The 23387-nt window shown below is 62.0% G+C and carries 10 protein-coding genes; 6 read left to right on the top strand and 4 right to left on the bottom strand.

Features of this window, described 5'->3' with window-relative positions; all coding sequences use genetic code 11:
* Positions 1-129 precede the first annotated feature (129 nt).
* Positions 130-13113 carry a non-ribosomal peptide synthetase gene (locus ACRC4F_RS10990; protein ID WP_438659334.1) on the bottom strand — a complete coding sequence of 4328 codons (12984 nt, stop codon included), beginning with the start codon at positions 13111-13113 and terminating at the stop codon, positions 130-132.
* Positions 13114-13480: 367 nt separating this feature from the next.
* Here ACRC4F_RS10990 and ACRC4F_RS10985 point away from each other — a divergent pair, with 367 nt between their 5' ends.
* Positions 13481-14029, top strand: a complete 549-nt coding sequence (locus tag ACRC4F_RS10985) for an RNA polymerase factor sigma-70 (RefSeq protein ID WP_010461205.1) — start codon at positions 13481-13483, stop codon at positions 14027-14029.
* Between the two features lie 153 nt (positions 14030-14182).
* Here the strand turns inward: ACRC4F_RS10985 and ACRC4F_RS10980 are convergent, their stop codons facing one another.
* From ACRC4F_RS10980 to ACRC4F_RS10970, 3 genes are all read right to left on the bottom strand, one after another.
* The gene (locus ACRC4F_RS10980; RefSeq protein WP_438659333.1) at positions 14183-15196 is read right to left on the bottom strand and encodes a GNAT family N-acetyltransferase; all 1014 of its coding nucleotides are present in this window, start codon (positions 15194-15196) and stop codon (positions 14183-14185) included.
* Positions 15197-15295: 99 nt separating this feature from the next.
* A complete protein-coding gene (locus ACRC4F_RS10975; RefSeq protein ID WP_438659332.1) occupies positions 15296-16090 on the bottom strand; it encodes a substrate-binding periplasmic protein in 795 nt (264 codons plus the stop codon).
* A 91-nt stretch (positions 16091-16181) separates the two neighbouring features.
* Positions 16182-16808 carry a TetR/AcrR family transcriptional regulator gene (locus ACRC4F_RS10970; protein ID WP_438659331.1) on the bottom strand — a complete coding sequence of 209 codons (627 nt, stop codon included), beginning with the start codon at positions 16806-16808 and terminating at the stop codon, positions 16182-16184.
* A gap of 178 nt (positions 16809-16986) precedes the next feature.
* Between ACRC4F_RS10970 and ACRC4F_RS10965 the strand changes: the two genes are divergently transcribed.
* Genes ACRC4F_RS10965 through ACRC4F_RS10945 form a run of 5 tightly spaced genes read left to right on the top strand, consistent with a single transcriptional unit; the run spans position 16987 to position 23284 of the window.
* A complete protein-coding gene (locus ACRC4F_RS10965; protein ID WP_438659330.1) occupies positions 16987-18789 on the top strand; it encodes an acyclic terpene utilization AtuA family protein in 1803 nt (600 codons plus the stop codon).
* A gap of 12 nt (positions 18790-18801) precedes the next feature.
* Positions 18802-19686, top strand: coding sequence for an SDR family oxidoreductase (locus ACRC4F_RS10960; RefSeq protein WP_438659329.1), 885 nt, complete (start codon positions 18802-18804; stop codon positions 19684-19686).
* 3 nt (positions 19687-19689) lie between these two features.
* The gene (atuC, locus tag ACRC4F_RS10955; protein WP_438659328.1) at positions 19690-21306 is read left to right on the top strand and encodes a geranyl-CoA carboxylase subunit beta; all 1617 of its coding nucleotides are present in this window, start codon (positions 19690-19692) and stop codon (positions 21304-21306) included.
* A gap of 26 nt (positions 21307-21332) precedes the next feature.
* A complete protein-coding gene (gene atuD, locus ACRC4F_RS10950; protein ID WP_438659327.1) occupies positions 21333-22490 on the top strand; it encodes a citronellyl-CoA dehydrogenase in 1158 nt (385 codons plus the stop codon).
* Entirely contained in the window at positions 22487-23284 is a 798-nt protein-coding gene (locus ACRC4F_RS10945) for an enoyl-CoA hydratase/isomerase family protein (protein ID WP_438659326.1), read from the top strand. Before atuD ends, ACRC4F_RS10945 begins: the two co-directional genes overlap by 4 nt.
* Positions 23285-23387: the final 103 nt, after the last annotated feature.

Here is a 23387-nt window from a genome sequence, read left to right as displayed (position 1 = left end):
CAACGCGCAAATTCGCGCAAATTTCGATGACGCCATCGCCAGCAGGCTGGCTCCCACATTAGTCCTGCGAACACAGGTCAAATGTGGGAGCCAGCCTGCTGGCGAAGGGGCCCGCGCAGACAGAGAGAATCAAAACCCCTCCAGCTCCGCCATCAGGTCATTGAGGCGATCCACCTTCTCCTCGGTGATTTCATTCGCCGCCAAACCGTCGATGTACTCGGCCAACTCCGCCACCGTGCTGCACTCGAACATCGCCCGCAATGGCACATCACGCTGCAGGGCTTTTTGCACCCGCGAAGCAATTTGCGTCGCCAGCAACGAATGCCCGCCCAGCTCGAAGAAGTTGTCCTCAACACCGACCTGCTCGACCTTCAGCACCTCAGCCCAGATATCCGCCAACGTCTGCTCCAGCTGATTGCGCGGCGCCTGGTAGTCCTGACTCTGCAACTGCCCGATCTCCAGCGCCGGCAGCGCCTTGCGGTCGAGTTTGCCGTTGGCATTGAGCGGCATCCGCTCCAGCCACAACCAGTGCAGCGGCACCATGTACTCCGGGAGCTCGGCGCGCAGACGTTGCTTGATGCGCTCCAGGCGTTCGCTCGGGTTCAGCGCCGAGTCAGCCGCCACCAGGTAGCCGACCAGATGCTTGCCGTTCACACCTTCCTGCACGCCGACCGCCGCTTCGCGGACTTCCGGTTGTTCATGCAGACGCGCTTCGATTTCACCCAGCTCAATGCGGTAACCGCGAATCTTCACTTGATGGTCGATACGCCCGACGTATTCCAGCACGCCGTCACTGCGACGTCGGGCGAGGTCGCCGGTGCGATACAGACGATCCCCCGGCGCGCCGAACGGGTCCGGCACAAACACCTGAGCGGTGCGCAGCGGATCGCTGACGTAACCGCGCCCGACCCCGGTGCCGGCGACGCACAACTCGCCCACCGCACCCAACGGCACCAGTTCCAGCGCGCCATCGAGCAGGTACAAACGGTTGTTGTCGGTCGGCGTACCGATCGGCAGATAACTGCCACGGGTCGAGGCCATGTCCACGCGGAAGAACGCCACGTCGTCCGAGCATTCCGCCGGGCCATAAGCGTTCACCAGCCCGATATCCGGGTAGCGCAGCAGCCATTGATGGGCGAGTTCCGGCGGCATCGCTTCGCCGGTCGGCAACATCCAGCGCAGGCCATCGAGACCCATGCGTTCTTGGGCGAGCATGCCTTGAATCAGCGACGGCACGCTTTCCAGTACCGTGATGCCTTGAGTCGACACATGCGCCAGCAAGCCTTGCGGATCGTGGGCGATGGTGTTCGGCACAATGTCGACCCGCGCACCGAACAATGGCGCGGCGAGGAACTGCCACACCGAGATGTCGAAACTTTGCGAAGCGGTCTGGGCGATCACGTCGGCGTCGCTCAAATTCAGGTACGGAACCTTGCTCAACTGGTTGTTGAGCATGCCGCGCTGCTCGACCATCACGCCTTTCGGCAAACCGGTGGAACCCGAGGTGTAAATCACATAGGCAAGATTGTCCGGGCCGCTGTAAACACCCGGATTCGCCACCGATGCATCGCTCGCCTGCACCTCTTCCCACACCAGTAATTTCGGCCGATTGGCGCAACTGAATTCCTCCAGCAGCGCGACGGCCTGTTCACGACAGGCCTCAGTGCAGACCAGCAACGGCGTGCGGCTCAGGTCGATGATCCGGCTCAGGCGCTGACTCGGCAGCCCCGGGTCCAGCGGCAAATAACCCGCGCCGGCCTTGAAGCTGCCGATGATCATGCCGAGCAGATCGAGGTTACGTTCAGCCAGCAACGCCACCGGTTGATCCAGCCCGACACCGGCCGCGATCAACCCATGACCGAGTCGGTTACTGCGCTGGTTCAGCTCGACATAACTGTGTTGCTGGTCCAGGCAACTCGCGGCAATCCGTTGCGGATGCCGGGCGACTTGCGCTTCGAACAACGCGACATAGCTCTGCTCCAGCGGGTAATCGTGCTCGCTCTGGTTGCAGCCGTGGATCAGGAAGTCCTGTTCCTCGGCGCCCAGCAGCGGCAGATCGGCCATGTCGCCATGGAAACCGTTGACCAGCGCCAGCAGCAAACGCTTGAACTCAGCGAGCATGCGCTCGACCATCGATTCATCGAAATAACGCTGGTCGTAAGACAGGTGCAGCCCCAGGTCATCTCCCGGATAGCAGACAGCCGTCAGCGGGAAGTTGGTGTGGGTGCGGCCCGAATCCGACGTCGCGTTGAGGCTTTGCGCACGGTCCAGCACCGAGACTTCCACCGGGGCGTTTTCGAACACGAACAGGCTGTCGAACAGCGGCTGGCCCTTGGGCAGTTCGCTGTTTTCCTGAATGCTCACCAGCGGCAGGTATTCGTACTCACGCAGTTGCATGTTGCTGTCGAGCAAGCCGCTCAACCACTGGCGAACGCTGCAACGCTGATCGTCTTCCGGCATTTTCACCCGCAGCGCGATGCTGTTGATGAACAGCCCGACCGTGCGTTGCATCTCCGGCATTTCTACCGGACGCCCAGCCACCGTGACACCGAACAGCACGTCGCGATCACCGCTCAAGCGCCGCAGTACCAAAGCCCACGCCGCCTGGGCGAACGTGTTGATGGTCAGCTGATGCGCCTGCGCCAATTCGCGCAGTTGCGCACCGTCGCGAGCATCAAGCCTTGTGTAGCGATCGCCAACAATCATGCCGCCGCTTTCACCGGCATGTTCACGCAGGAACGGCCGGTCGCTCGGGATCGGTGTGGTCCGCTCGAAACCTTGCAGGTTGGTTTTCCACCACTGGCGCGCCTCGGCCAGGCTTTGGCGTTGCAGCCAGCCGATGTAATCGCGATAACGCGGCGGCACGGCCAGTTGCGCTTCGCGGCCTTCGCCGAGGGCGGTGTAGATTTCGAAGAAATCGTTCATCAACAGCGAGCGGCACCAGGCATCGATGAGGATATGATGGTTGCTCATCATGAACCAGTAACGCGCTGCGCCGACCTTGATCAAACGCAGGTGGAACGGAGCCTGATTGAGCAGATCGAACCCGGCTTCGCGCTCGCTTTTAAGCAGCGCTTGCAGCCTCGGCTCCTGCTCGGCTTCGGCAATCGCGGTCCAGTCGAGGACCTCGATAGGCGTGCTGCCGGGCTTGTGAATAACCTGCAGCATGTCTTCGCCGACGTTCCAGCAGAACGAGGCACGCAGGGCTTCGTGGCGGGCGATCACCGCTTGCCAGGCCTGGGCGAATCGCTGCGTGTCGAGCTCGCTGTTGATGCGGTAGCGGTCCTGCATGTAGTAGAGACCGGTGCCCGGCTCCAGCAAGGTGTGCAGCAGCATGCCTTCCTGCATCGGGGTCAGCGGGTAGACGTCTTCGATGACGCCGGCCGGAATCGGTAGCGCATCAAGCTGTGGCTGACTCAACTTGGCCAGCGGGAAGTCGGACGGCGTCAGGCCGCCGGCATCGTCCTGCAAACAATGCTCGATCAGGCTTTGCAGCTCACCCAGGTAAGCGTTCGCCAGGTCGGTGATAGTTTTAGGATCGTGGCGTTCGGCGCTGAAGGTCCAGCGCAGCACCAGTTCACCGCCATACACCTGACTGTCGACGCTCAGCTCATTGGGCAGCGGCGCGTGCGGATCGTGGGCCGCGCCGACGGGCTCGTCCAGCGGACGGAACAAGGCATCCGCACCGAAACTCTGGTCGAACTGGCCGAGGTAGTTGAAGGTGATCGGCGCCACCGGCAACGCGGCCAGGGTCTGGCGACTCAGGTCATCGGCCAGATAACGCAGCACGCCATAACCCAGACCCTTGTGCGGCACGGCGCGCAGTTGTTCCTTGATCGCCTTGATCGAGGCGCCCTGCCCGTTCGCCGGTACGAGGCGCAATGGGTAAGCGCTGGTGAACCAGCCAACGGTGCGGGTCAGGTCGATTTCGTCGAACAGGGTTTCGCGACCGTGGCCTTCGAGTTGCATCAGCGCCGATTCCTGTCCGCTCCAATTGCACAGTACGCGAGCCAACGCTGTCAGCAGCAGATCGTTGACCTGGGTGCGATAGGCGCTCGGGGCCTGTTGCAGCAACTGGCGTGTACGCTCGGCATCCAACCGCACACTGACGGTTTGTGCATGACGATTCTGCCGGCCACCTTGCGGACGATCACACGGCAGTTCAGCGCTCGGCCCGGCCAGTTGCGATTGCCACCAGCTCAGTTCTTCACGCAGGGATTCGCTGCCGGCATACGCCTGCAATCGGGCGGACCAATCCTTGAACGCACTGGTTTTCGCCGGCAGGCTCACCGACTGCTCAGCCTTCAGTTGACGGTAAACGGTTTGCAGATCGTCCAGCAGAACCCGCCACGAAACACCGTCCACCACCAAGTGGTGAATGGCGATGAACAGCCGTTGTTCGCCCTCGGGGCCATCGACCAGCAGCACGCGTATCAGCGGACCCTGTTCGAGGTCGAGGCTGCGCTGGGCATCGGCAAACAGCGCGGCGCATTTGTCCATGGACGAAACACGCACTTGCCACAGCACCGGCACGTCGGAAATCGCCTGATGCTCGGCGCGCCATTGCGCGTCGGTCTGGCTGAAGCGCAGGCGCAAGGCGTCGTGCTGCTCGATCACCGCCAGCAGCGCTTGCTCCAGGCGATGGGGTTCCAGCGCCACGGTTGGTTCCAGCAGCAACGCCTGGTTCCAGTGCTGACGCTCAGGGATGTCGGTGTCGAAGAACCAGTGCTGGATCGGCGTCAACCGCGATTCACCGGTGAGCAAGCCCTGCTCGGCGGTGACTTGCTCGGTGCGGGTCGCCACGGCGGCCAGGGTCTGCACCGTCTGATGCTGGAACAGGTCACGCGGACTGAAATGAATGCCCTGCTGCCGCGCACGGCTGACCACCTGGATCGACAGAATCGAATCGCCGCCCAGTTCGAAAAAGTTGTCGTTGAGGCCCACTTGCTCGACGTTCAGCACTTCGCACCAGATGCTGGCCAAGGTCAGTTCCAGCTCGTTGCTCGGCGCCACGTAATGCTGACGGTTCAGTTCCGGGTCCGGCGCCGGCAAGGCGCGACGGTCGAGTTTGCCGTTGGCAGTCAGCGGCATGCTGTCCAGCAGGATCAGGTGCGTCGGCACCATGTAATCCGGCAACTGGGATTTGAGGTGATTTTTCAGCGCTTCACGCAATGTCGCTTGTTGCGTTTCGTCCTGCTCGGCGACGTCGGTCACCAGATAGCCGACCAGTTGTTTACCGCTCGGTGCGTCAAGGGCCAGGACCACGGCTTCGCGGATCGATTCATGCTCCAGCAGACGGGTTTCGATTTCGCCCAACTCGATGCGGAAACCGCGAATCTTCACTTGATGATCGATGCGCCCGAGGTACTCCACCAAGCCATCGGCACGCTGGCGCACCAGATCGCCGGTGCGGTACAGACGTCCGCCATCGGCGGCGAACGGATCAGCCACAAACCGCTCGGCGGTCATGCCCGGACGCTCGTGATATCCCTGCGCCAGACCGGCACCGCCGACGAACAACTCGCCGGTTGCGCCTTGCGGTACCAAGGCCAGGTCCGGGTCGAGGATGTACGCCACTCGTGCGCCAATTACGCTGCCGATCGGCACACTGCCCAAGCCTTCTTCCAGTTGTTCCGGCGCGAGACTGGCCAGCGGCATAACTACGGTTTCGGTCGGACCATAGGCGTTGAAGAACAGGCTCGGTTTGAACGCTGCGCGGATTCGCGCCAGGTGTTCGCCGGTCAGGGCTTCGCCGCCGGTGATGCACATGCGCACCGGCAGGGTTTCGCCCTGGGTCGCCAGCCACTGCGCCAATTGGCTGCCGTAGCTTGGGGTGAAGCCGAGGATATTGATGTGGTGGCGACGGATCAGGCCGCAGATTTCTTCCGCGTCCCACTGGCCTTGGGCGCGCAAAACCACTTGCGCACCGCTCAACAGCGGCACCAGCAAACGCTCGGTCGCGGCGTCGAAGTTGATCGAATAAAAATGCAGCTCGCAGTCGTCCGGGCGCATGCCGAAACGCTTGATCACGGCGCGGCAATGCATGGCGATTTCGCCGTGGGACACCACCACGCCTTTTGGCTTGCCGGTGGAGCCCGAGGTGTAAATCAGGTATGCCTGATGCTGCGGCAGGCTGATAAATGGTAGCTCGGTGGCAGGGTAATTCGCCAGTGCGGCGGCGTCCTCTTCGAGGCACCAGCGAGCGACGGTGGCCGGTAGTTCTCCGAGCGCGGCGAACATCGCCGCATCGCTGAGTAGCAAACCGATGCCGCTGTCTTCGATCATGTAATGCAGGCGATCGAGCGGGTATTCCGGGTCCAGCGGCACATAGGCGCCGCCGGCCTTGAGGATCGCCAGCAAGCCGATGACCATTTCCAGCGAACGCTCAAGCGCCAGGCCGACGCGTACCTGCGGGCCGACACCGCGCTCGCGAAGCATCCAGGCCAGGCGATTGGCGCGGCTGTCGAGTTCGGCGTAGCTCAGGGTTTGACCCGCAAACGTCAGTGCCGGGGCGTCTTGGCGCACCAGTGCCTGCTCGCTGAACAGGTGATGAATGCACTGATCGAGGCGATGTTCGCCCGGCTCGACACCAAGGCTATCGAGCAGGTTTTGCTGTTCCGTGGCTTCCAGCAACGGCAGTTCGCTGAGGCGCTGTTGCGGATTGGCCAGCAGCGCTTCCAGCAGATTGCGCCAGTGCCCGGCCATGCGCGCAATGCGCGGTTCATCGAACAAATCGGTGCTGTAAGTCAGGCAGCAACCCAGTCGGTGATCGAGGTCGGTGACTTCCAGGTTGAGGTCGAACTTGGTCGCGCGGGCATCGTTGGCCAGGTACTCGACGGTCATGCCGGCCAGGGTGCGGCTCTGCTGGAATTCCCAGCGCTGCACGTTGCACATCACCTGGAACAATGGGTTGTACGCGGCGCTGCGCGGTGGCTGCAACGCTTCGACCAAGTGATCGAACGGCAAGTCCTGATGGGACTGGCCTTCGATCACCGTGTGCCGCACCTGCTCGAACAATTCGCCGACGGACATCTGCCCGTCGAGCTGGCAACGCAGCACCTGGGTGTTGAGGAACGCACCGATTAGCCCTTCGCTTTCCGGACGAATCCGGTTGGCCACCGGCGCGCCGATGCGCAGGTCAGTCTGGCCGCTGTAGCGGTAAAGCAGCACGGCCAGCGCGGCGGTCATGGTCATGAACAGGGTCAGACCGTGTTGCGCGTTGAAGGCGCGTACCCGTGCGGCAAGGTCATCGTTCAGGTCGAAACGGAACAATTCACCCTGGTGGCTTTGCACCGGCGGACGCGGGCGGTCGGCGGGCAATTCCAGCAGCGGATGTTCGCGGCCCAGTTGCGCGGTCCAGTAGTCGAGTTGGCGTTGGCGTTCGCCGGACTCCAGCCACTGACGCTGCCAGACGCTGTAATCGAGGTATTGCACCGGCAGCGGCGCCAGCGGAGATTCGCGGTCGTCGACGAAGGCTTCGTACAGCGCGCTCAGTTCCCGGGCGAAGATGTCCATCGCCCAGCCTTCGGTGACGATGTGGTGCAGGGTCAGCACAAAGTAGTGCTCCTGCTCGGCGGTCTTGACCAGGCAGGCACGCAGCAGCGGGCCGGTTTCCAGATCGAACGGCAGGTGTGCTTCATCGTCCGCCAGCAGCTGTACACGCTCCTCGCGGATGTCAGCGGCCAGTGTCGAAAAATCCTTCCAGTCCATGCGCACGCCCGTCTCGGCATGCACCTGCTGACGGGCCACACCGTCGATGCTCGGGAACGTGGTGCGCAGGGTTTCGTGACGCATGATCAGCGCTTGCAACGCCGCTTCAAAACGCCCGACGTCCAGCACGCCACGCAAGCGGGCCATGCCGCCGACGTTGTAGGCCGGGCTGTCCGGTTCCATCTGCCAGAGGAACCACATGCGCTGCTGGGAATAGGACAGCGGCACCGCTTGGCTGCGGTCGATTTTCTCGATCGGCGGTTGCTGGTTGGTTTTGCCGCTGGCCTGGATCAGTTGCACCTGCTCGGCGAAGGCGCCCAGTTCGCTGTTTTCGAACAGCGCACGCAGCGGCAATTCGACGTCGCAGGCCTGACGGGTGCGGGAAATGATCTGCGTGGCCAGCAACGAATGACCGCCGAGGGCGAAGAAATCATCGCGCAGGCCGATCTGTTTTTGGCCTAGCACTTCACGCCAGATGCCGGCGATTTGTTGCTCCAGTGCCGTCACCGGTTCGACGTGCTCGCGCACTTGCCATTGCGGCTCGGGCAAGGCACGACGGTCGAGTTTTCCGCTCGGGCTCAGGGGCATTTCGTCCAGGCGCATCAGCTGCGCCGGGACCATGTATTCCGGCAGTTCAGCCGCCAGTGCGGTTTTCAGGCGCACGGTTTGCATGTCTTCGGTTTCGGTGGTTTCGGTGGCAGTGTAGTAACCGATCAACTGGCCACCGGCAGCGGTTTCGCGCACCAGCACCACGGCTTGGGCAACGCCCTCCTGGGCCAGCAGACGGGCTTCGATTTCTTCCGGCTCGACACGGAAGCCACGCAGTTTGACCTGCTGATCGAGGCGACCGAGGTATTCGATCACGCCGTCAGCGGTCCAGCGCGCACGGTCGCCGGTGCGGTAAAGACGCGCGCCCTGCTCGCCCAGTGGATCAACGACAAACCGTTCGGCAGTCAGGCCCGGACGGCCCAGATAGCCACGGGCCAGGCCGATGCCGCTGATGCACAGTTCACCCGGCACACCGGCCGGCAGCGGATTGAGGTCGCTGTCGAGCACACGGCAGACCACGTTGCCCAACGGACGGCCAATCGGCGATCGCTCGCCATCGGCGTGGGTGCAATGCCAATGGGTGACGTTGATCGCGGTTTCGGTCGGGCCGTAGCGGTTGTGCAGTTGCACGGCCGGCAGCTGTTCCAGCACGCGGTTGCGCAGTTCGGCGGGCAAGGCTTCGCCACCGGAAAACACCCGGCGCAGGCTGGTGCATTCGGCCGTCAGCGGCTCATCGATGAACAGCGAAAGCAGCGGCGGTACGAAGTGCAGCGTGGTCACGCCGAATTGCTGGACCAGCTGCGCGATGCGATGCGGGTCGCGGTGCTCGCCGGGGGCGGCGACCAGCAAGCGTGCGCCGGTGATCAGCGGCCAGAAGCACTCCCACACTGACACGTCGAAACTGATCGGGGCCTTTTGCATCAGCACGTCGGTTTCGTTCAAACCGTAAGTGTTCTGCATCCACTGCAGGCGCTCGGCAAGCGCCGCGTGGGTGTTGCCGACGCCCTTCGGTTGGCCGGTGGAACCCGAGGTGTAAATCACATAGGCCAGGTTGTCGCCATGCAGGTGCAGGCCCGGCGCCTGGCTTGGCCAGTTCTCCAGATGCAGCGCATCCATGGCGATCACGCTGACGCCGTCGGTGGCCGGCAGGCGATCCAGCAATTGGGTTTGGGTCAGCAGCAATTCGACGCCGCTGTCGCTGAGCATGTAGGCCAGGCGCTCGGCCGGGTAATCCGGGTCCAGCGGAACGTAGGCGCCACCGGCCTTGATGATCGCCAGCAGGCCGATCAGCAACTGCGGCGAACGCTCGGCGGCGATGGCCACGCAGACGTCCGGGCCAACGCCTTTGTCGCGCAGGTAATGGGCCAGGCGGTTGGACTGGGTGTGCAGCTCGGCGAAATCGAGGCTGCCGCCGTCCCACATCAACGCGGTGCGTTCCGGGGTCAGGCGCGCTTGTTCGTTGAGCAACTCCGGTAGCCATCGGCTGGCCGGCGCGCACGGTGCGGCGCTCCAGTCGGTGTGTTGGCCGTGTTCACCCGGGGTCAGCAGTTGCAGGTCGCCGATGGCGGTGGACGGTTGCTCGCAAATAGCCCGCAGCAGGTTGCTGAAGTGCTCGGCCAGGCGCTCGATGCTCGTCGCGTCGAACCGTTCGCTGGCGTAGTCGAAGGACAGGCTCAGGCGACCTTTCTGGTCTTCTTCGCTGTGCAGTTGCAGGTCGAACTTGGCTTCGCGGCTGTGCCATGGCAGTTCTTCGGCGAGCAGTCCAGGCAGGCGGCGCAGTGCGCTCAAATCCCGTTGCTGATGGTTGAACATCACCTGGAACAAGCCTTGTTCGCGAGCCTGCGGGAACGCTTCCAGTAATTGTTCGAACGGCAGATCCTGATGCGCTTGTGCGCCCAACGCGGCCTCGCGGGTTCGCGCCAACAGCTCAACGAATGGCAGACGCGAATCCACCTCGGCACGCAGCACCTGAGTGTTGATGAAGAAACCGATCAGCCCTTGGGTTTCCAGGCGCGGACGGTTGGCGTTCGGCACGCCGATGCGAATGTCTCGCTGACCGCTGTAGCGGTGCAACAGGCTCTGGAACGCGGCGAGCAACAGCATGAACGGTGTCGATTCATGCGCCTGGGCGGTCTGGCGAATGGCATCGCTCAAGGTCGCGTCCAGCTTTATGGAATGGCGAGCAGCGCTGTGAATGTGCTGGGCTGACCGGGGGTGATCGGTGGCCAGGTTCAGCGTCGGATGCTCTTCACCCAACTGCGCTTTCCAGTACACCAGTTGACGTTCGCCCTCCCCTTGCGCCAGCCATTGACGCTGCCAGCTGCCGTAGTCGGCGTATTGAGTCGGCAATGCTGGCAGCGTCGCGGTCTGTCCCTGGGAAGCTGCGGCATATAAGCGCGAGAACTCGTCGATCAGCACATTCAGCGACCAGCCATCGGCGATGATGTGGTGCATCGTCACCAGCAGCTGATGGTCCTCATCGTCGAGGCGCACCAACGTCACCCAGAGCAGCGGGCCTTTCTCCAGATCGAACTGAGTACGCGCCTCGTCCTCACGGATTTGCAGCGCACGGGCTTCACGCTCGGCGGCGGGCAGGTCGCTGATGTCGATCAGTTGCAGGTTGAATTTGCCCGCCGCATCAACCTGTTGCAGCGCCACGCCGTCACGTTCGAAGAAGCGTGTGCGCAGGGATTCATGACGCTCGATCAGTTGCTGGAAACTGGCGCGCAAGGCGTCTTCGTCCAGTTCGCCGCGCAGGCGCAACCCGCCGGGAATGTTGTAGGCGCCGCTCTGCGGGTCGAGTTGCCAGGTGATCCAGAGGCGGTTTTGCGCCAGGGATTGCGGCATCGGTTGGTTGCGCGACAGCGTGCTGATCGCACCTTGGGCCAGGCCACCGTCCTGTTGCAAGCGGGCGACCGCAGCGGTGAACGCGCCGAGGGTTGGCGCTTCGAACAGCAGGCGCAGGTTCAGCTCCAGGCCGAGTGCTTCACGCAGGCGTGCAACCACTTGGGTGGCGGCGATGGAATTGCCACCGAGCAGGAAGAAGTGATCGTCGGCATTGACCTGTTTGACCTGCAGTTGCTCGCTCCAGATCTGGCCAATCAGGGTTTGCAGTTCAGAAGCTGATTCGGTTTGGGATTCGCCCTGAACGTCCGCCGCCGGGAACAGCGCATAGCTGTCGAGGCTACCGTCCGCCAGACGATTGCGGCAGGCCGAACGTTGCAGTTTGCCGCTGGAAGTCTTGGGCAACGCGCCCGGATTGAGCAGCACCACAACGCTCGGCGCTTCCTGATACGCCTCGGCCACGGCTTGGCGGATGGCTTTGATCAGTGCGTCGGGCGGGAGGATTTTCTGCACGCTACGGCTGATTTCCGCAGCGATGCCGATGCCTTCCTGACCGTCGATGTTGACGGCGAAAGCGGCGACGCGACCTTTGCGCACCACTTCCACTTCGCGTTCGACGGTCTGTTCGATGTCTTGCGGGTACAGGTTGTGGCCGCGAACGATCAGCATGTCCTTAAGGCGTCCGGTGATGAACAACTCACCGTCACGCATGAAACCCAGGTCGCCAGTGCGCAGCCAGGTCCGGCCGTTGTGCTGGACGAAGGTCTTGGCGCTGGCCTCGGGGTTGCGCCAGTAACCGTGGGCGATGCTCGGCCCGGCGGCCCAGACTTCGCCGACCGTGTTGTCGGCGAGTTCATTGAGCGCGACCGGGTCGACAATCAGCACGGAGTGATCCGGCTGACTGATGCCGCAACTCATGATCGCGCTGCCTTCGCCGGCTTCCGCACGGTTTTGCGCCAAGGCTTGATCGTCCACGCGCAGGTTGCCGATGCCCTGACCGCGCGGAGTTCCGGCGACGAACAAAGTCGCTTCGGCCAACCCGTAAGACGCCATGAAGCTGTCGGTGGTGAAACCACTCGCCGCGAACTTCTCGCCGAAGCGCTCCAGAGTGTCGAGACGTATCGGTTCGGAGCCGGAGTACGCCACGCGCCAGCCGCTCAGGTCGAGGCGTTCCAGCGCCGATTCACTGACGCGTTCGCTGCACAGGCGATAGGCGAAATCCGGCCCGCCGCTGATGGTGCCACCGTATTCGCTGATCGCTTCCAGCCAGCGCAACGGCCGGCCGAGGAAGTACGCCGGCGACATCAACACGCACGGCACGCCGCTGAAAATCGGCTGCAACAGACCGCCGATCAGGCCCATGTCGTGGTACAGCGGCAGCCAGCTGACGATCACGTCGTCCGGGTTCAGGTCGATGCCAAAACCATGACGGATCAGCAGCTCGTTGGCCACCAGGTTGCCGTGGCTGACTTGCACGCCTTTGGGCAACGCGGTGGAACCGGAGGTGTATTGCAGGAAGGCGATGTGGTCGTCGTCCAGGTTCGGCGCGACCCAGCGGTCGGCCAAGGCACCGTCGAGAGTGTCGACACACAACAGCGGTGGCGCACCTTCAATCTGTTGCAAGGCGTCGCGCAGGCCGGCGCTGGTCAGCAACAGGCGCGGCTCGGCATCGCTGATGATCGACAGCAGACGTTCCTGGTGATGACGCTTGGCCGACTCCGGCGGATAAGCCGGCACCGCGATCACCCCGGCATACAGGCAACCAAAAAACGCCGCGACGTAATCCGGGCCACTGGGGAACAGCAGCACGGCGCGATCGCCGAATTCAGCCTCGGCCTGCAACGCACCGGCAATGGTTCGCGCCCGCTGATCCAGCTCGCGATAACTGAGGACCACAGCCTGATCCGGGGTGTCGGCGAGAAACCGCAAGGCCACCCGATCCGGCGTCAGGGCCGCGCGGCGCTGGAGGGCTTGGACCAGATTGCTTGGGAGTTCGAACGCGTCGGTCATGAGGTTTCCTGCCTGAATTCGGCTTGCAAATGGAATCGGTTTTCTTACGCCACGCCCACAGGAGGGCGTGCAGGACGCAGTCTTCGCCGACTGCGCAAGGCATTGGGAATGCGGTTTTGGCCGGGATTTACCCGGCACCTTTCACCAATGAGAACGGATGACGTCTTGAAATAATTAGTCGGCAGGCTTGATCGCCAACGGGGCTGGCATGCGGCAGCGTGTCGCAGTTCTCACTCTGCACCTTTGCGGAGCATTAGTTCTCTTTCTCAATTGACAATCATTATCATTCAGCATAATTTGTCGCTCGATGTGTAGGACGGCACCCCCTCGGCCTCCCACCAAACCTATTGGCAGCAAGGTGATTTCCATGACGGAACAAGTATCCACAAGCAGGTGCGATTCACCGCTACTTCAGGCCTTCGTCGACAACCGACTGATTCTGGTCAAAATTGCAGCGCGGATTACCGGCTGCCGGTCGCGTGCTGAAGACGTGGTCCAGGATGCGTTTTTCCGGCTGCAATCGGCGCCGCAAATCACGTCGTCCTTCAAGGCTCAGCTCAGTTATCTGTTCCAGATCGTGCGCAACCTGGCGATCGACCACTATCGCAAACAGGCGCTGGAGCAGAAGTATTCCGGGCCGGAAGAGGAAGGTCTGAATGTGGTGATTCAGGGCGCTTCGCCGGAAACCTCGCACATCAATTTCTCGACCCTGGAAAACATTGCCGATGCGTTGACGGAGTTGCCGAGCCGCACCCGCTACGCTTTCGAGATGTACCGCCTGCACGGCGTGCCGCAAAAGGACATCGCCAAGGAACTCGGCGTTTCGCCGACCCTGGTGAACTTCATGATTCGCGATGCGCTGGTGCACTGCCGCAAGGTGTCGGGCAATCGTGTGGATACCTTTGCCCGTCGTTAAATCTGGAATTTGCGTCGCCCCAATCGCGAGCAGGCTCGCTCCCACACTGGATCTTCAGTGAACACAAATCTGTGAACACCCGAGATCAACTGTGGGAGCGAGCCTGCTCGCGATGGGGCACTCAAAACCGCAACAGATCTTGAGCCTTACGCATCAAGCCAACTTGCACCGATCAAAAAACCGCTCACGCCCCAACACCATCAACGCCGCGCGCTTGTGCGGGAAGTCGAATTCTTTCTCGCAGTGGTAACCCTGGTTCTGCATGTACCCGATCATCTTCCCGTTGTCGGCGCGAGGCTCGGCCACCACGCGCTGAGTGCGCGGGTCATCGAGAAACAGGAAATGCGTCAACGCCGATAACCAGCTCGCCACCTTGTGCGGGCCGCGGTGATTTTCTTCGCCCACCAGCATGTGGATACCGCGGTCGTAATCGCCGGCGTCATAGAACGGGGCAATGCGATCTTCCTTGGCCCAATAGGCTTCGAAATAGGCAAACGGCTGATCATCGAAACAGCCGATCAGCGTCAGGGTGTGCGGGTCGGCTTCGAGTTTGCCCAGGTATTCACGGTGCTGTTCGAGGCTGCCTTCCTCCTGCCAGAAACTGGCGACCCGCGGACTGTTCTGCCAGCGATTGAAGCGCGCCACGTCCAGATCAATGTCCAGCGTACGCAGGGAAATCCAGGCACCGAGTCGCGCATCGAAACGCCGATAGACTTCACCCCTTGGTTTTAGCGGGCGCAGAGGATGGCGCTTGCCACCACTGATGACCATTTGCTGCGGATAACTGGCGGTCAGCGTCTGGCTGAGCCACGGCTGAGGCAACTGCCAGAACAGCGTGCGTTCGCAGCGGTATTGGCCGGTGGTGTCGGTGGGAATCAGCAATCCGCTCGCCAAGGCGTCGGTAGGTGATTGCGGCAGTTCGAACGTCAGGTGCTGACACGCCGGATCACGGGCAAACAGCCAGTAACAGGCCGCCCATAGCGCCTGACTTTCAGACGTGTCGAAGCGCTGTTGTACCTGCACCGTCATTTCGGGTTCGCGAGTCAGGCGCAGCTCGATCAGGGGCTGCCCTTCCAGCCTGAGGTGCAGGCGATTTTCGGTTTCATCAGCTACAAGACGGCTTCCGTTGGGCAACGCCAAAGCAGTCAGGTCATTCAGATTGGGCATGGGTCGGGCTCACGATAATCGTCGACAGTTCAACCAAGTGACGTGAGCCGGGGCAGGAAATTTAAGAGAAGTCGCGAATGACGCGACCTGCGGCGTCCTTCAGGGTTTGGGCACAGGCACCACCGCAATCTTGTACGGGTCGAAAATCTTCAGCATCTGGCCATTGTCCCGCAACCCTTGCAGCAACTTGCCGAACGCCTCGCCGCTGATAGGGGCTTTCGGGCTGAGGATCGCGTAGTGGTGATAGACCTGATCGATGCGCTGGGACACCAGCAACTGCTCCGCGACCTTCTCGTTGCGCAGCAGGTAATCACTCAGGTAGGAGCGCGTCACCAGGGCAACATCTGCCCGCCCGCGCAGCACCATCAGCAAATTGCTGTCATGGGAATAGGTCAACGTGGCGTCGTAGTTTTGCGCGAGGAACTTCGGGTCGGCGTTGAAGTTGGCGAACTCGTAGTGGTAGCCGCTGAACAGAGCGAGGCGCTTGCCGGTGAGGTCGGCAAAATAGGTTTGCTGGCGATCGGGTGCACGTTGCGCGACGAAAATCTCGGCGTCTTCCAGGCCCATGTCGACGCTGGTGTGGGGAATGTCCTTCCAGCCCCAGTCCGGGTTCTCGAAAATGGCCATATCGACCCGACCTTGCTTGAAATCACCGAATCGTCGGGGAATCGAAGTCGGCACCAAAACGAACTGGTAGTCGCTCTGCAATCGATTCAAGGCTTCCACTAATTGCGGCAGCAGGCCTGTGTCGGCACCGGATTCGGGGCGCACGGTATACGGCGGGAAATGTGCGGCACCGACCCGCACCAGTTGCGCAGCCTGGGACGGCAACACCCAGACTGCCACGAGCGACGCCAGCAAAAGCCGCGCGGCCGTCCAAATTGGCGAAGACATCAAACAACCCACTCCCCAAAAAATACGCATCAATGCATTCAAGCTAGGCGGTTTCGGCCACTTAGCCAGTTTCCTGCTGATTCATACCTGCTTATTGCTTCTCTTCGAGGACAAGAATCAAGGCTTCATCGGCCAATTGATCAAGGCTCATGCTGCCACCGGCCCGAAACCAGGTGGTGGTCCAGGACAAAGCGCCCGTGAGAAAGCGACGCGTGATGAACACATCGCCACGGATAAAACCGGCGTCCTTGGCTTCGCCCAGTACCTGCAGCCACAGCGCTTCATAGATATCGCGCAGCGCCAGCACCTGCGCCTGCCCGTCTTCGGACAACGAACGCCATTCATACACCAGCACCGCCATGGCCTCGCCGCTGCCGCCCATGATTGACTGCAATTCGCAGCGAATCAGCGCCAGCACCCGCTCGCGTACGTTGCCGGCCTCGGCCAGGGCTGCACGCATCAACGCCGTGTTGTAGCGAATGGTCTCTTCCATCACCGCACGCAGGATCTCGTCCTTGCTTTTGAAGTGATGAAAAATGCTGCCCGACTGAATGCCCACGGCACCGGCCAGATCGCGCACGGTGGTGCGTTCATAGCCTTTGTTGCGGAACAGGTGAGCCGCCACTTGCAGCAGTTTGCCGCGGGCGCTGTCAGGGTCGGTCAATTGGCCGTTGTCGACCAATTCGCGCATGACCCCCAGGGCTTTTTGCTCGTCCACCCGTTCTCTCCTACAGTCGATCAATCAAATGCGTCGCCCGCCGCTAAAACAGCGGGGTTGCGCGGGCAATTTAAGCTGGCGACGGCAACCAAGCAAGCGCTCGGGAAGAAGATATTTCAGCCGTTTACAAACCAAGCGCTTGCTTGGTAGTCTCGATGCACTTCTGTCGGAGGTAGTTATGGAATTGGCTGCGCCTGAAACAATCCGCATCGGATGCGCCAGCGCGTTCTGGGGCGACACCTCGACCGCCGCCGCGCAACTGGTGGACGGCGGACGCCTGGACTATCTGGTCTTCGATTATCTTGCCGAAATCACAATGTCGATCATGGCCGGCGCACGGATGAAAGATCCTCAGGCGGGCTATGCGGGCGACTTCATCGAAGTCCTCAGCCCACTGCTGGGGCAACTCGCCGAACAGAAAATCCGGGTCATCAGCAACGCCGGCGGGGTCAATCCACAGGCCTGCGCCGCAGCCCTGCAAGCGGCGTGCGACAAGGCTGGCGTCTCGCTGAAGATCGCCGTGCTGCTGGGCGACGACCTGCAACCGCAGTTCAAACAGTTGAGCAGCCGCAGCATTCATGAAATGTTCAGCGGCGCGCCCCTGCCATCGATGTGCGTCTCGACCAATGCCTACCTCGGCGCACCGGGCATTGTCGAAGCCCTTCGCCTGGGTGCTGACATCATCATCACCGGACGCGTGGTCGACAGTGCGGTGGTCAGTGCCGCGCTGGTGCATGAGTTCGGCTGGTCCTGGCATGACTACGACAAACTGGCCCAGGCCGCATTGGCCGGACACATCATCGAATGTGGCGCCCAGTGCACCGGCGGCAATTTCACCGACTGGCGCGACGTGCCCGATTTCGAACACATCGGTTTCCCCATCGTTGAAGTCAGCGTCGACAGCCAGTTCATCGTCAGCAAACCAGAAGGCTCCGGCGGCCTGGTCACTCCACTGACGGTTGGCGAACAAATGCTCTATGAAATCGGCAACCCCCAGGCCTATCTGCTGCCTGACGTGGTCTGCGATTTCACCCAGGTCAAACTCGTGCAACAAGGTAAAAACGCGGTGCAGGTGCATGGCGCCAAAGGCTTGCCGCCGACCGATCAATACAAGGTCAGCGCCACGTACCCGGACGGTTTCCGCTGCACCGCCAGTTGCCTGATCGCCGGGATCGATGCGGTGGCCAAGGCCGAACGGGTCAGCCAGGCAATCCTCAACAAGACCTCGGACATCTTCAGCCAGCGCGGCTGGGCGCCCTACAGCGAAGTGAACATCGAATTGCTCGGCAGCGAAGCCACTTACGGCCCCCATGGCCAACGCCAGGACAGCCGCGAAGTGGTGATCAAACTCGCGGTGCGCCATCCGAGCAAGCAGGCATTGATCGTGTTCTCCCGGGAAATCGCCCAGGCCGCCACCGGCATGGCGCCGGGGCTGACCGGGATTGTCGGCGGACGGCCGACGGTGTATCCGCTGATCCGGCTGTTCTCGTTCCTCGTCGACAAAAGCGCCTGCACGCTGGAAATTGATATCAAAGGCCAGCGCCATCCGTGCCCCCAGCCCGCCGTCGATGTACTCGACCCAAACGACTTGCCGGTTCCATACGATCCACCGCAACCCACCGGCCGCGCCGATGCCAGCGTAGCTCTGATCAAACTCGCCGTGGCGCGCTCCGGCGACAAGGGCAATCACAGCAACATCGGCGTCATGGCCCGGGAGCCCGAGTACCTGCCATGGATCGCTGAAGCCCTGACGCCCGAAGTGATGGTCGACTGGATGAGCCACGTCCTCGACCCGGTTCATGGACGTGTCGAGCGTTGGTATTTGCCCGGTACTCACAGCTTCAATTTTCTCCTGGAGAACGCCCTCGGTGGTGGCGGCGTGGCCAGCCTGCGAATCGATCCGCAAGGCAAGGCTTTTGCCCAGCAGTTGCTGGACATCCAGATTCCGGTGCCCCAGCGCATCGCCGACCAGGTCAACTAGAGGACTGTCGCCATGGCGTACGATTCGATTTTCAAAGCCGATCTGTTTGCAGGCCAAAACATCATCGTCACCGGTGGCGGCAGCGGCATCGGCCGGTGCACCGCCCATGAACTGGCGGCACTCGGTGCCCATGTGCTGCTGGTCGGGCGCAAGGCTGACAAGCTGAAAAGCGTCGCCGCCGAGATTGCCGAAGACGGCGGCAAGGCGGATTGGGCCACCTGCGATATTCGTGAAGAGGAAGCGGTCAAGCAGCTGGTCAGCGAGTTGATTCGCAAGCACGGCCCGGTTCACGGGCTGGTCAACAATGCCGGCGGTCAATACCCGTCGCCGCTGGCCTCGATCAATCAAAAAGGTTTCGAAACCGTGATGCGCACCAACCTGGTGGGCGGTTTCCTGATGGCTCGGGAAGTGTTCAACCAGTCGATGAGCCAACACGGTGGCGCCATCGTCAACATGCTCGCCGACATGTGGGGCGGCATGCCCGGCATGGGCCACTCGGGCGCGGCGCGTTCGGGGATGGACAACCTGACCAAGACCGCCGCGTTCGAATGGGGCCATGCCGGTGTGCGGGTCAACGCCGTGGCACCGGGCTGGATCGCATCGAGCGGCATGGACACCTACGAAGGCGCGTTCAAAGCGGTGATCCCCACCTTGCGCGAGCACGTGCCGCTCAAACGCATCGGTACCGAATCCGAAGTCAGCGCGGCGATTGTTTTCCTGCTCAGTCCGGCGGCGGGGTTCATCAGTGGGAGCACGCTGCGCATCGACGGTGCGGCGAGCCTTGGCGGCCGGGCATGGCCGATTCACAAGGCGCAAAACAGTGAGTCGTACAACGGCTTCCATCGCGCGTACTTACCAGAAGTGCTCAGTCCCGATGTACTCAAGGAAAAGGAATAAGCCATGCCGGTGATCCAGTCACAGGTGGACCCGTTCAGTGAACAGTTTGGGCAGAATCGCACTGCGATGCTGGTCGGCATCGAGCAGGTCCGCCAGCTCGAACAAAACCTGCTGAACAAGGCAGCCGAAGCCAAGCCAAAATTCGACAAGCGCGGCCAACTGTTGCCCCGTGAACGCCTCAATCTGTTGCTCGACCCCGGTGCGCCATTCCTCGAACTGGCGAGCCTGGCCGGCTACAAATTGCACGACGACAAGGACGGCAGCTCTGCCGGCGGCGGCTTGATCGCTGGCATCGGCTACGTGTCCGGCGTGCGGGTGCTGGTGGTGGCGAACAACAGCGCAATCAAGGGCGGGACCATTTCCCCCAGCGGCCTGAAAAAGTCCCTGCGCCTGCAACAGATCGCCATGGAAAACAAACTGCCAGTGATCACCCTCGCCGAGAGCGGCGGCGCCAACCTCAATTACGCGGCAGAGATTTTCGTCGAAGGCGCACGCAGCTTTGCCAATCAGGCGAGGATGTCGGCCATGGGGCTGCCGCAGATCACCGTGGTCCACGGCTCGGCCACGGCCGGCGGGGCCTATCAGCCTGGGCTCTCCGATTACGTGGTGGTGGTGCGCGGCAAGGCGAAGCTGTTCCTGGCCGGCCCGCCGCTGCTTAAGGCCGCCACAGGCGAAGTCGCCACCGATGAAGAACTGGGCGGCGCCGAGATGCACGCGCAAACCGCCGGCACCGCCGAATACCTGGCCGAGAATGATGCCGATGGCGTGCGTCAGGTACGCGAGATTGTCAGCCTGTTGTCATGGAACGAACAGTTGCAATGGTTGCCCGAACGGCAGTGGAAAGAACCTCTCTACCCTATTGATGAGCTGCTGGGACTGATCCCGGACGATCCGAAAAAGCCCTATGACGTGCGCGAGATCATCGCGCGGATTGCCGACGGTTCGAGCTTCCTCGAATTCAAGGGCGAGTTCGATCAGCAGACCATTTGCGGCCATTTGCACATTCAGGGCCGCGCCTGCGGGTTCATCGGCAACAACGGCCCGATCACGCCCAAGGGCGCGAGCAAGGCGGCGCAATTCATTCAGCTGTGTGACCAGAGCCGCACACCGTTGCTGTTTTTCCACAACACCACCGGGTTCATGGTCGGCACCGAATCGGAACAGCAAGGCGTGATCAAGCACGGCGCGAAGATGATCCAGGCGGTGGCCAACGCGCGGGTACCTAAACTGACCATCGTTGTCGGCGGTTCCTATGGCGCCGGCAACTACGCGATGTGCGGCCGCGGCCTCGACCCGCGTTTCATCTTCGCCTGGCCCAACAGTCGCACGGCGGTGATGGGCGGCGCCCAGGCCGGCAAGGTGCTGCGCATCGTCACCGAAGCCAAACAGCTCAAGGACGGTCTTGTTCCCGACCCGAAAATGCTCGACATGCTGGAACAGGTCACCGCGCAGAAACTCGACAGCCAGTCCACCGCGCTGTATGGCAGCGCCAACCTGTGGGACGACGGGTTGATCGACCCGCGGGATACCCGGACCTTGCTCGGTTACTTGCTGGACATCTGTCACGAGGCCGATGTGCGGCCGCTGCAAACCAACAGTTTTGGCGTCGCGAGATTCTGATCGCGGATCACAGGAGAACAATAAAAATGATCTTCACCCAGGAACACGAAGCACTGCGTCGCACGGTTCGCCAATTCGTTGATCACGAGATCAATCCTCATGTCGAGGAATGGGAGAAGGCCGGACGCTTCCCGATTCACGAGATCTTCCGCAAGGCCGGCGACCTCGGCCTGCTGGGGATTTCCAAACCTGAACAGTTTGGCGGCATGGGCCTGGACTACAGCTATTCAATCGTCGCCGCCGAAGAGTTCGGCACGATTCACTGCGGCGGCATCCCGATGTCCATCGGCGTGCAGACCGACATGTGCACGCCTGCCCTCGCCCGCTTCGGCTCCGATGAATTGCGCGAAGAATTCCTTCGTCCCGCAATCACCGGCGAACAGGTCGGCTGCATTGGCGTCTCCGAAGTCGGCGCCGGTTCCGACGTGGCCGGGTTGAAAACCACCGCCCGCAAGGACGGCGACGACTACGTGATCAACGGCAGCAAAATGTGGATCACCAACTCGCCGAGCGCCGATTTCATCTGCCTGCTGGCCAACACCTCGGACGACAAACCGCACGTCAACAAATCGCTGATCATGGTGCCGATGAACTCCCCGGGCATCAGCCTCAGCTCGCACCTGGACAAGCTCGGCATGCGCAGTTCGGAAACCGCCCAAGTGTTTTTCGACAACGTGCGCGTGCCGCAACGCAACCGCATCGGCCACGAAGGCGCGGGCTTCATGATGCAGATGCTGCAGTTCCAGGAGGAACGCCTGTTCGGCGCCGCGAACATGATCAAGGGCCTGGAATACTGCGTCGACAGCACCATCGAGTACTGCAAGGAACGCAAAACCTTTGGCAGCGCGCTGATCGACAATCAGGTCATTCACTTCCGCCTGGCCGAACTGCAAACCGAAATCGAATGCTTGCGCGCACTGGTCTATCAGGCCACCGAGCAATACATCAAAGGTCAGGACGTCACGCGCCTGGCATCAATGGCCAAACTCAAGGCCGGGCGCCTGGGCCGCGAAGTCAGCGACAGCTGCCTGCAATACTGGGGCGGCATGGGCTTCATGTGGGACAACCCGGTGGCCCGCGCTTACCGTGACGTGCGGCTGGTGTCGATCGGCGGCGGCGCCGACGAAATCATGCTGGGGATCATCTGCAAACTGATGGGCATCCTGCCGGGGAAAAAGAAATGAGCGCCCTGCCGGTTTGCCAGACCTTGCTGCTCGAATCCCATAACGGCGTGCTGCACATCACCCTCAATCGCCCGGAAAGCCGCAACGCCATGAGTTTGCAGATGGTCGCCGAGCTGCGTGCGGTGCTGGCCGCGGTGCGTGATGATCGCGCCGTTCGTGCACTGGTGATTGGCGGTGCCGGCGGGCATTTTTGTGCAGGCGGCGACATCAAGGACATGGCCAATGCGCGGGCTCAAGGCTCCCAGGCCTATCGTGATTTGAACCGAGCATTTGGCGCGCTGTTGCAAGAGGTGCAACACGCGCCGCAAGTGGTGATTACGGTGCTGCAAGGCGCGGTGCTCGGCGGTGGTTTGGGGCTGGCCTGCGTCAGTGACGTCGCCCTGGCCGATCACAATGCGCAGTTCGGTCTGCCGGAGACCAGCCTCGGTCTGCTGCCCGCGCAGATTGCGCCGTTCGTGGTCCAGCGCATCGGCCTGACCCAGGCGCGTCGACTGGCACTGACAGCGGCGCGTTTCGATGGTACCCAGGCGCGGCGCATGGGGTTGGTGCATTTTGTCGAGCATGACGCGCAAGCCCTGGCCGAGCGCCTCGATGAAATCCTCGCCCATGTGTTGTGCTGCGCGCCGGGGGCGAATGCCACGACCAAAAAACTGTTGCTGGCGAGTGCGGGACAGCCGTCGGACGCGCTTCTGGATGAGGCGGCCGAGTGGTTCAGCGTAGCGGTGACCGGGGCGGAAGGGATCGAGGGGACGATGGCTTTCGTGCAAAAGCGTAAACCGGGGTGGGCCCTTTAAAAGCATCGCAGGCAAGCCAGCTCCCACATTGAAATGCATACCAAATGTGGGAGCGAGCCTGCTCGCGATGAGGCCCTGACACTCACTTCAAAACCCAAGGGAA

The sequence above is a fragment of the Pseudomonas sp. genome (assembly GCF_051660785.1).
Lineage (GTDB): Bacteria > Pseudomonadota > Gammaproteobacteria > Pseudomonadales > Pseudomonadaceae > Aquipseudomonas.
This window is presented reverse-complemented; position numbering and strand designations above follow the sequence as displayed.

Coding starts and splice junctions, on each gene's coding strand:
- ACRC4F_RS10990 (WP_438659334.1), bottom strand. CDS start 13,113: ATGACCGACGCGTTCGAACTCCCAAGCAATCTGGTCCAAGCCCTCCAG.
- ACRC4F_RS10985 (WP_010461205.1), top strand. CDS start 13,481: ATGACGGAACAAGTATCCACAAGCAGGTGCGATTCACCGCTACTTCAG.
- ACRC4F_RS10980 (WP_438659333.1), bottom strand. CDS start 15,196: ATGCCCAATCTGAATGACCTGACTGCTTTGGCGTTGCCCAACGGAAGC.
- ACRC4F_RS10975 (WP_438659332.1), bottom strand. CDS start 16,090: ATGTCTTCGCCAATTTGGACGGCCGCGCGGCTTTTGCTGGCGTCGCTC.
- ACRC4F_RS10965 (WP_438659330.1), top strand. CDS start 16,987: ATGGAATTGGCTGCGCCTGAAACAATCCGCATCGGATGCGCCAGCGCG.
- ACRC4F_RS10960 (WP_438659329.1), top strand. CDS start 18,802: ATGGCGTACGATTCGATTTTCAAAGCCGATCTGTTTGCAGGCCAAAAC.
- atuC (WP_438659328.1), top strand. CDS start 19,690: ATGCCGGTGATCCAGTCACAGGTGGACCCGTTCAGTGAACAGTTTGGG.
- atuD (WP_438659327.1), top strand. CDS start 21,333: ATGATCTTCACCCAGGAACACGAAGCACTGCGTCGCACGGTTCGCCAA.
- ACRC4F_RS10945 (WP_438659326.1), top strand. CDS start 22,487: ATGAGCGCCCTGCCGGTTTGCCAGACCTTGCTGCTCGAATCCCATAAC.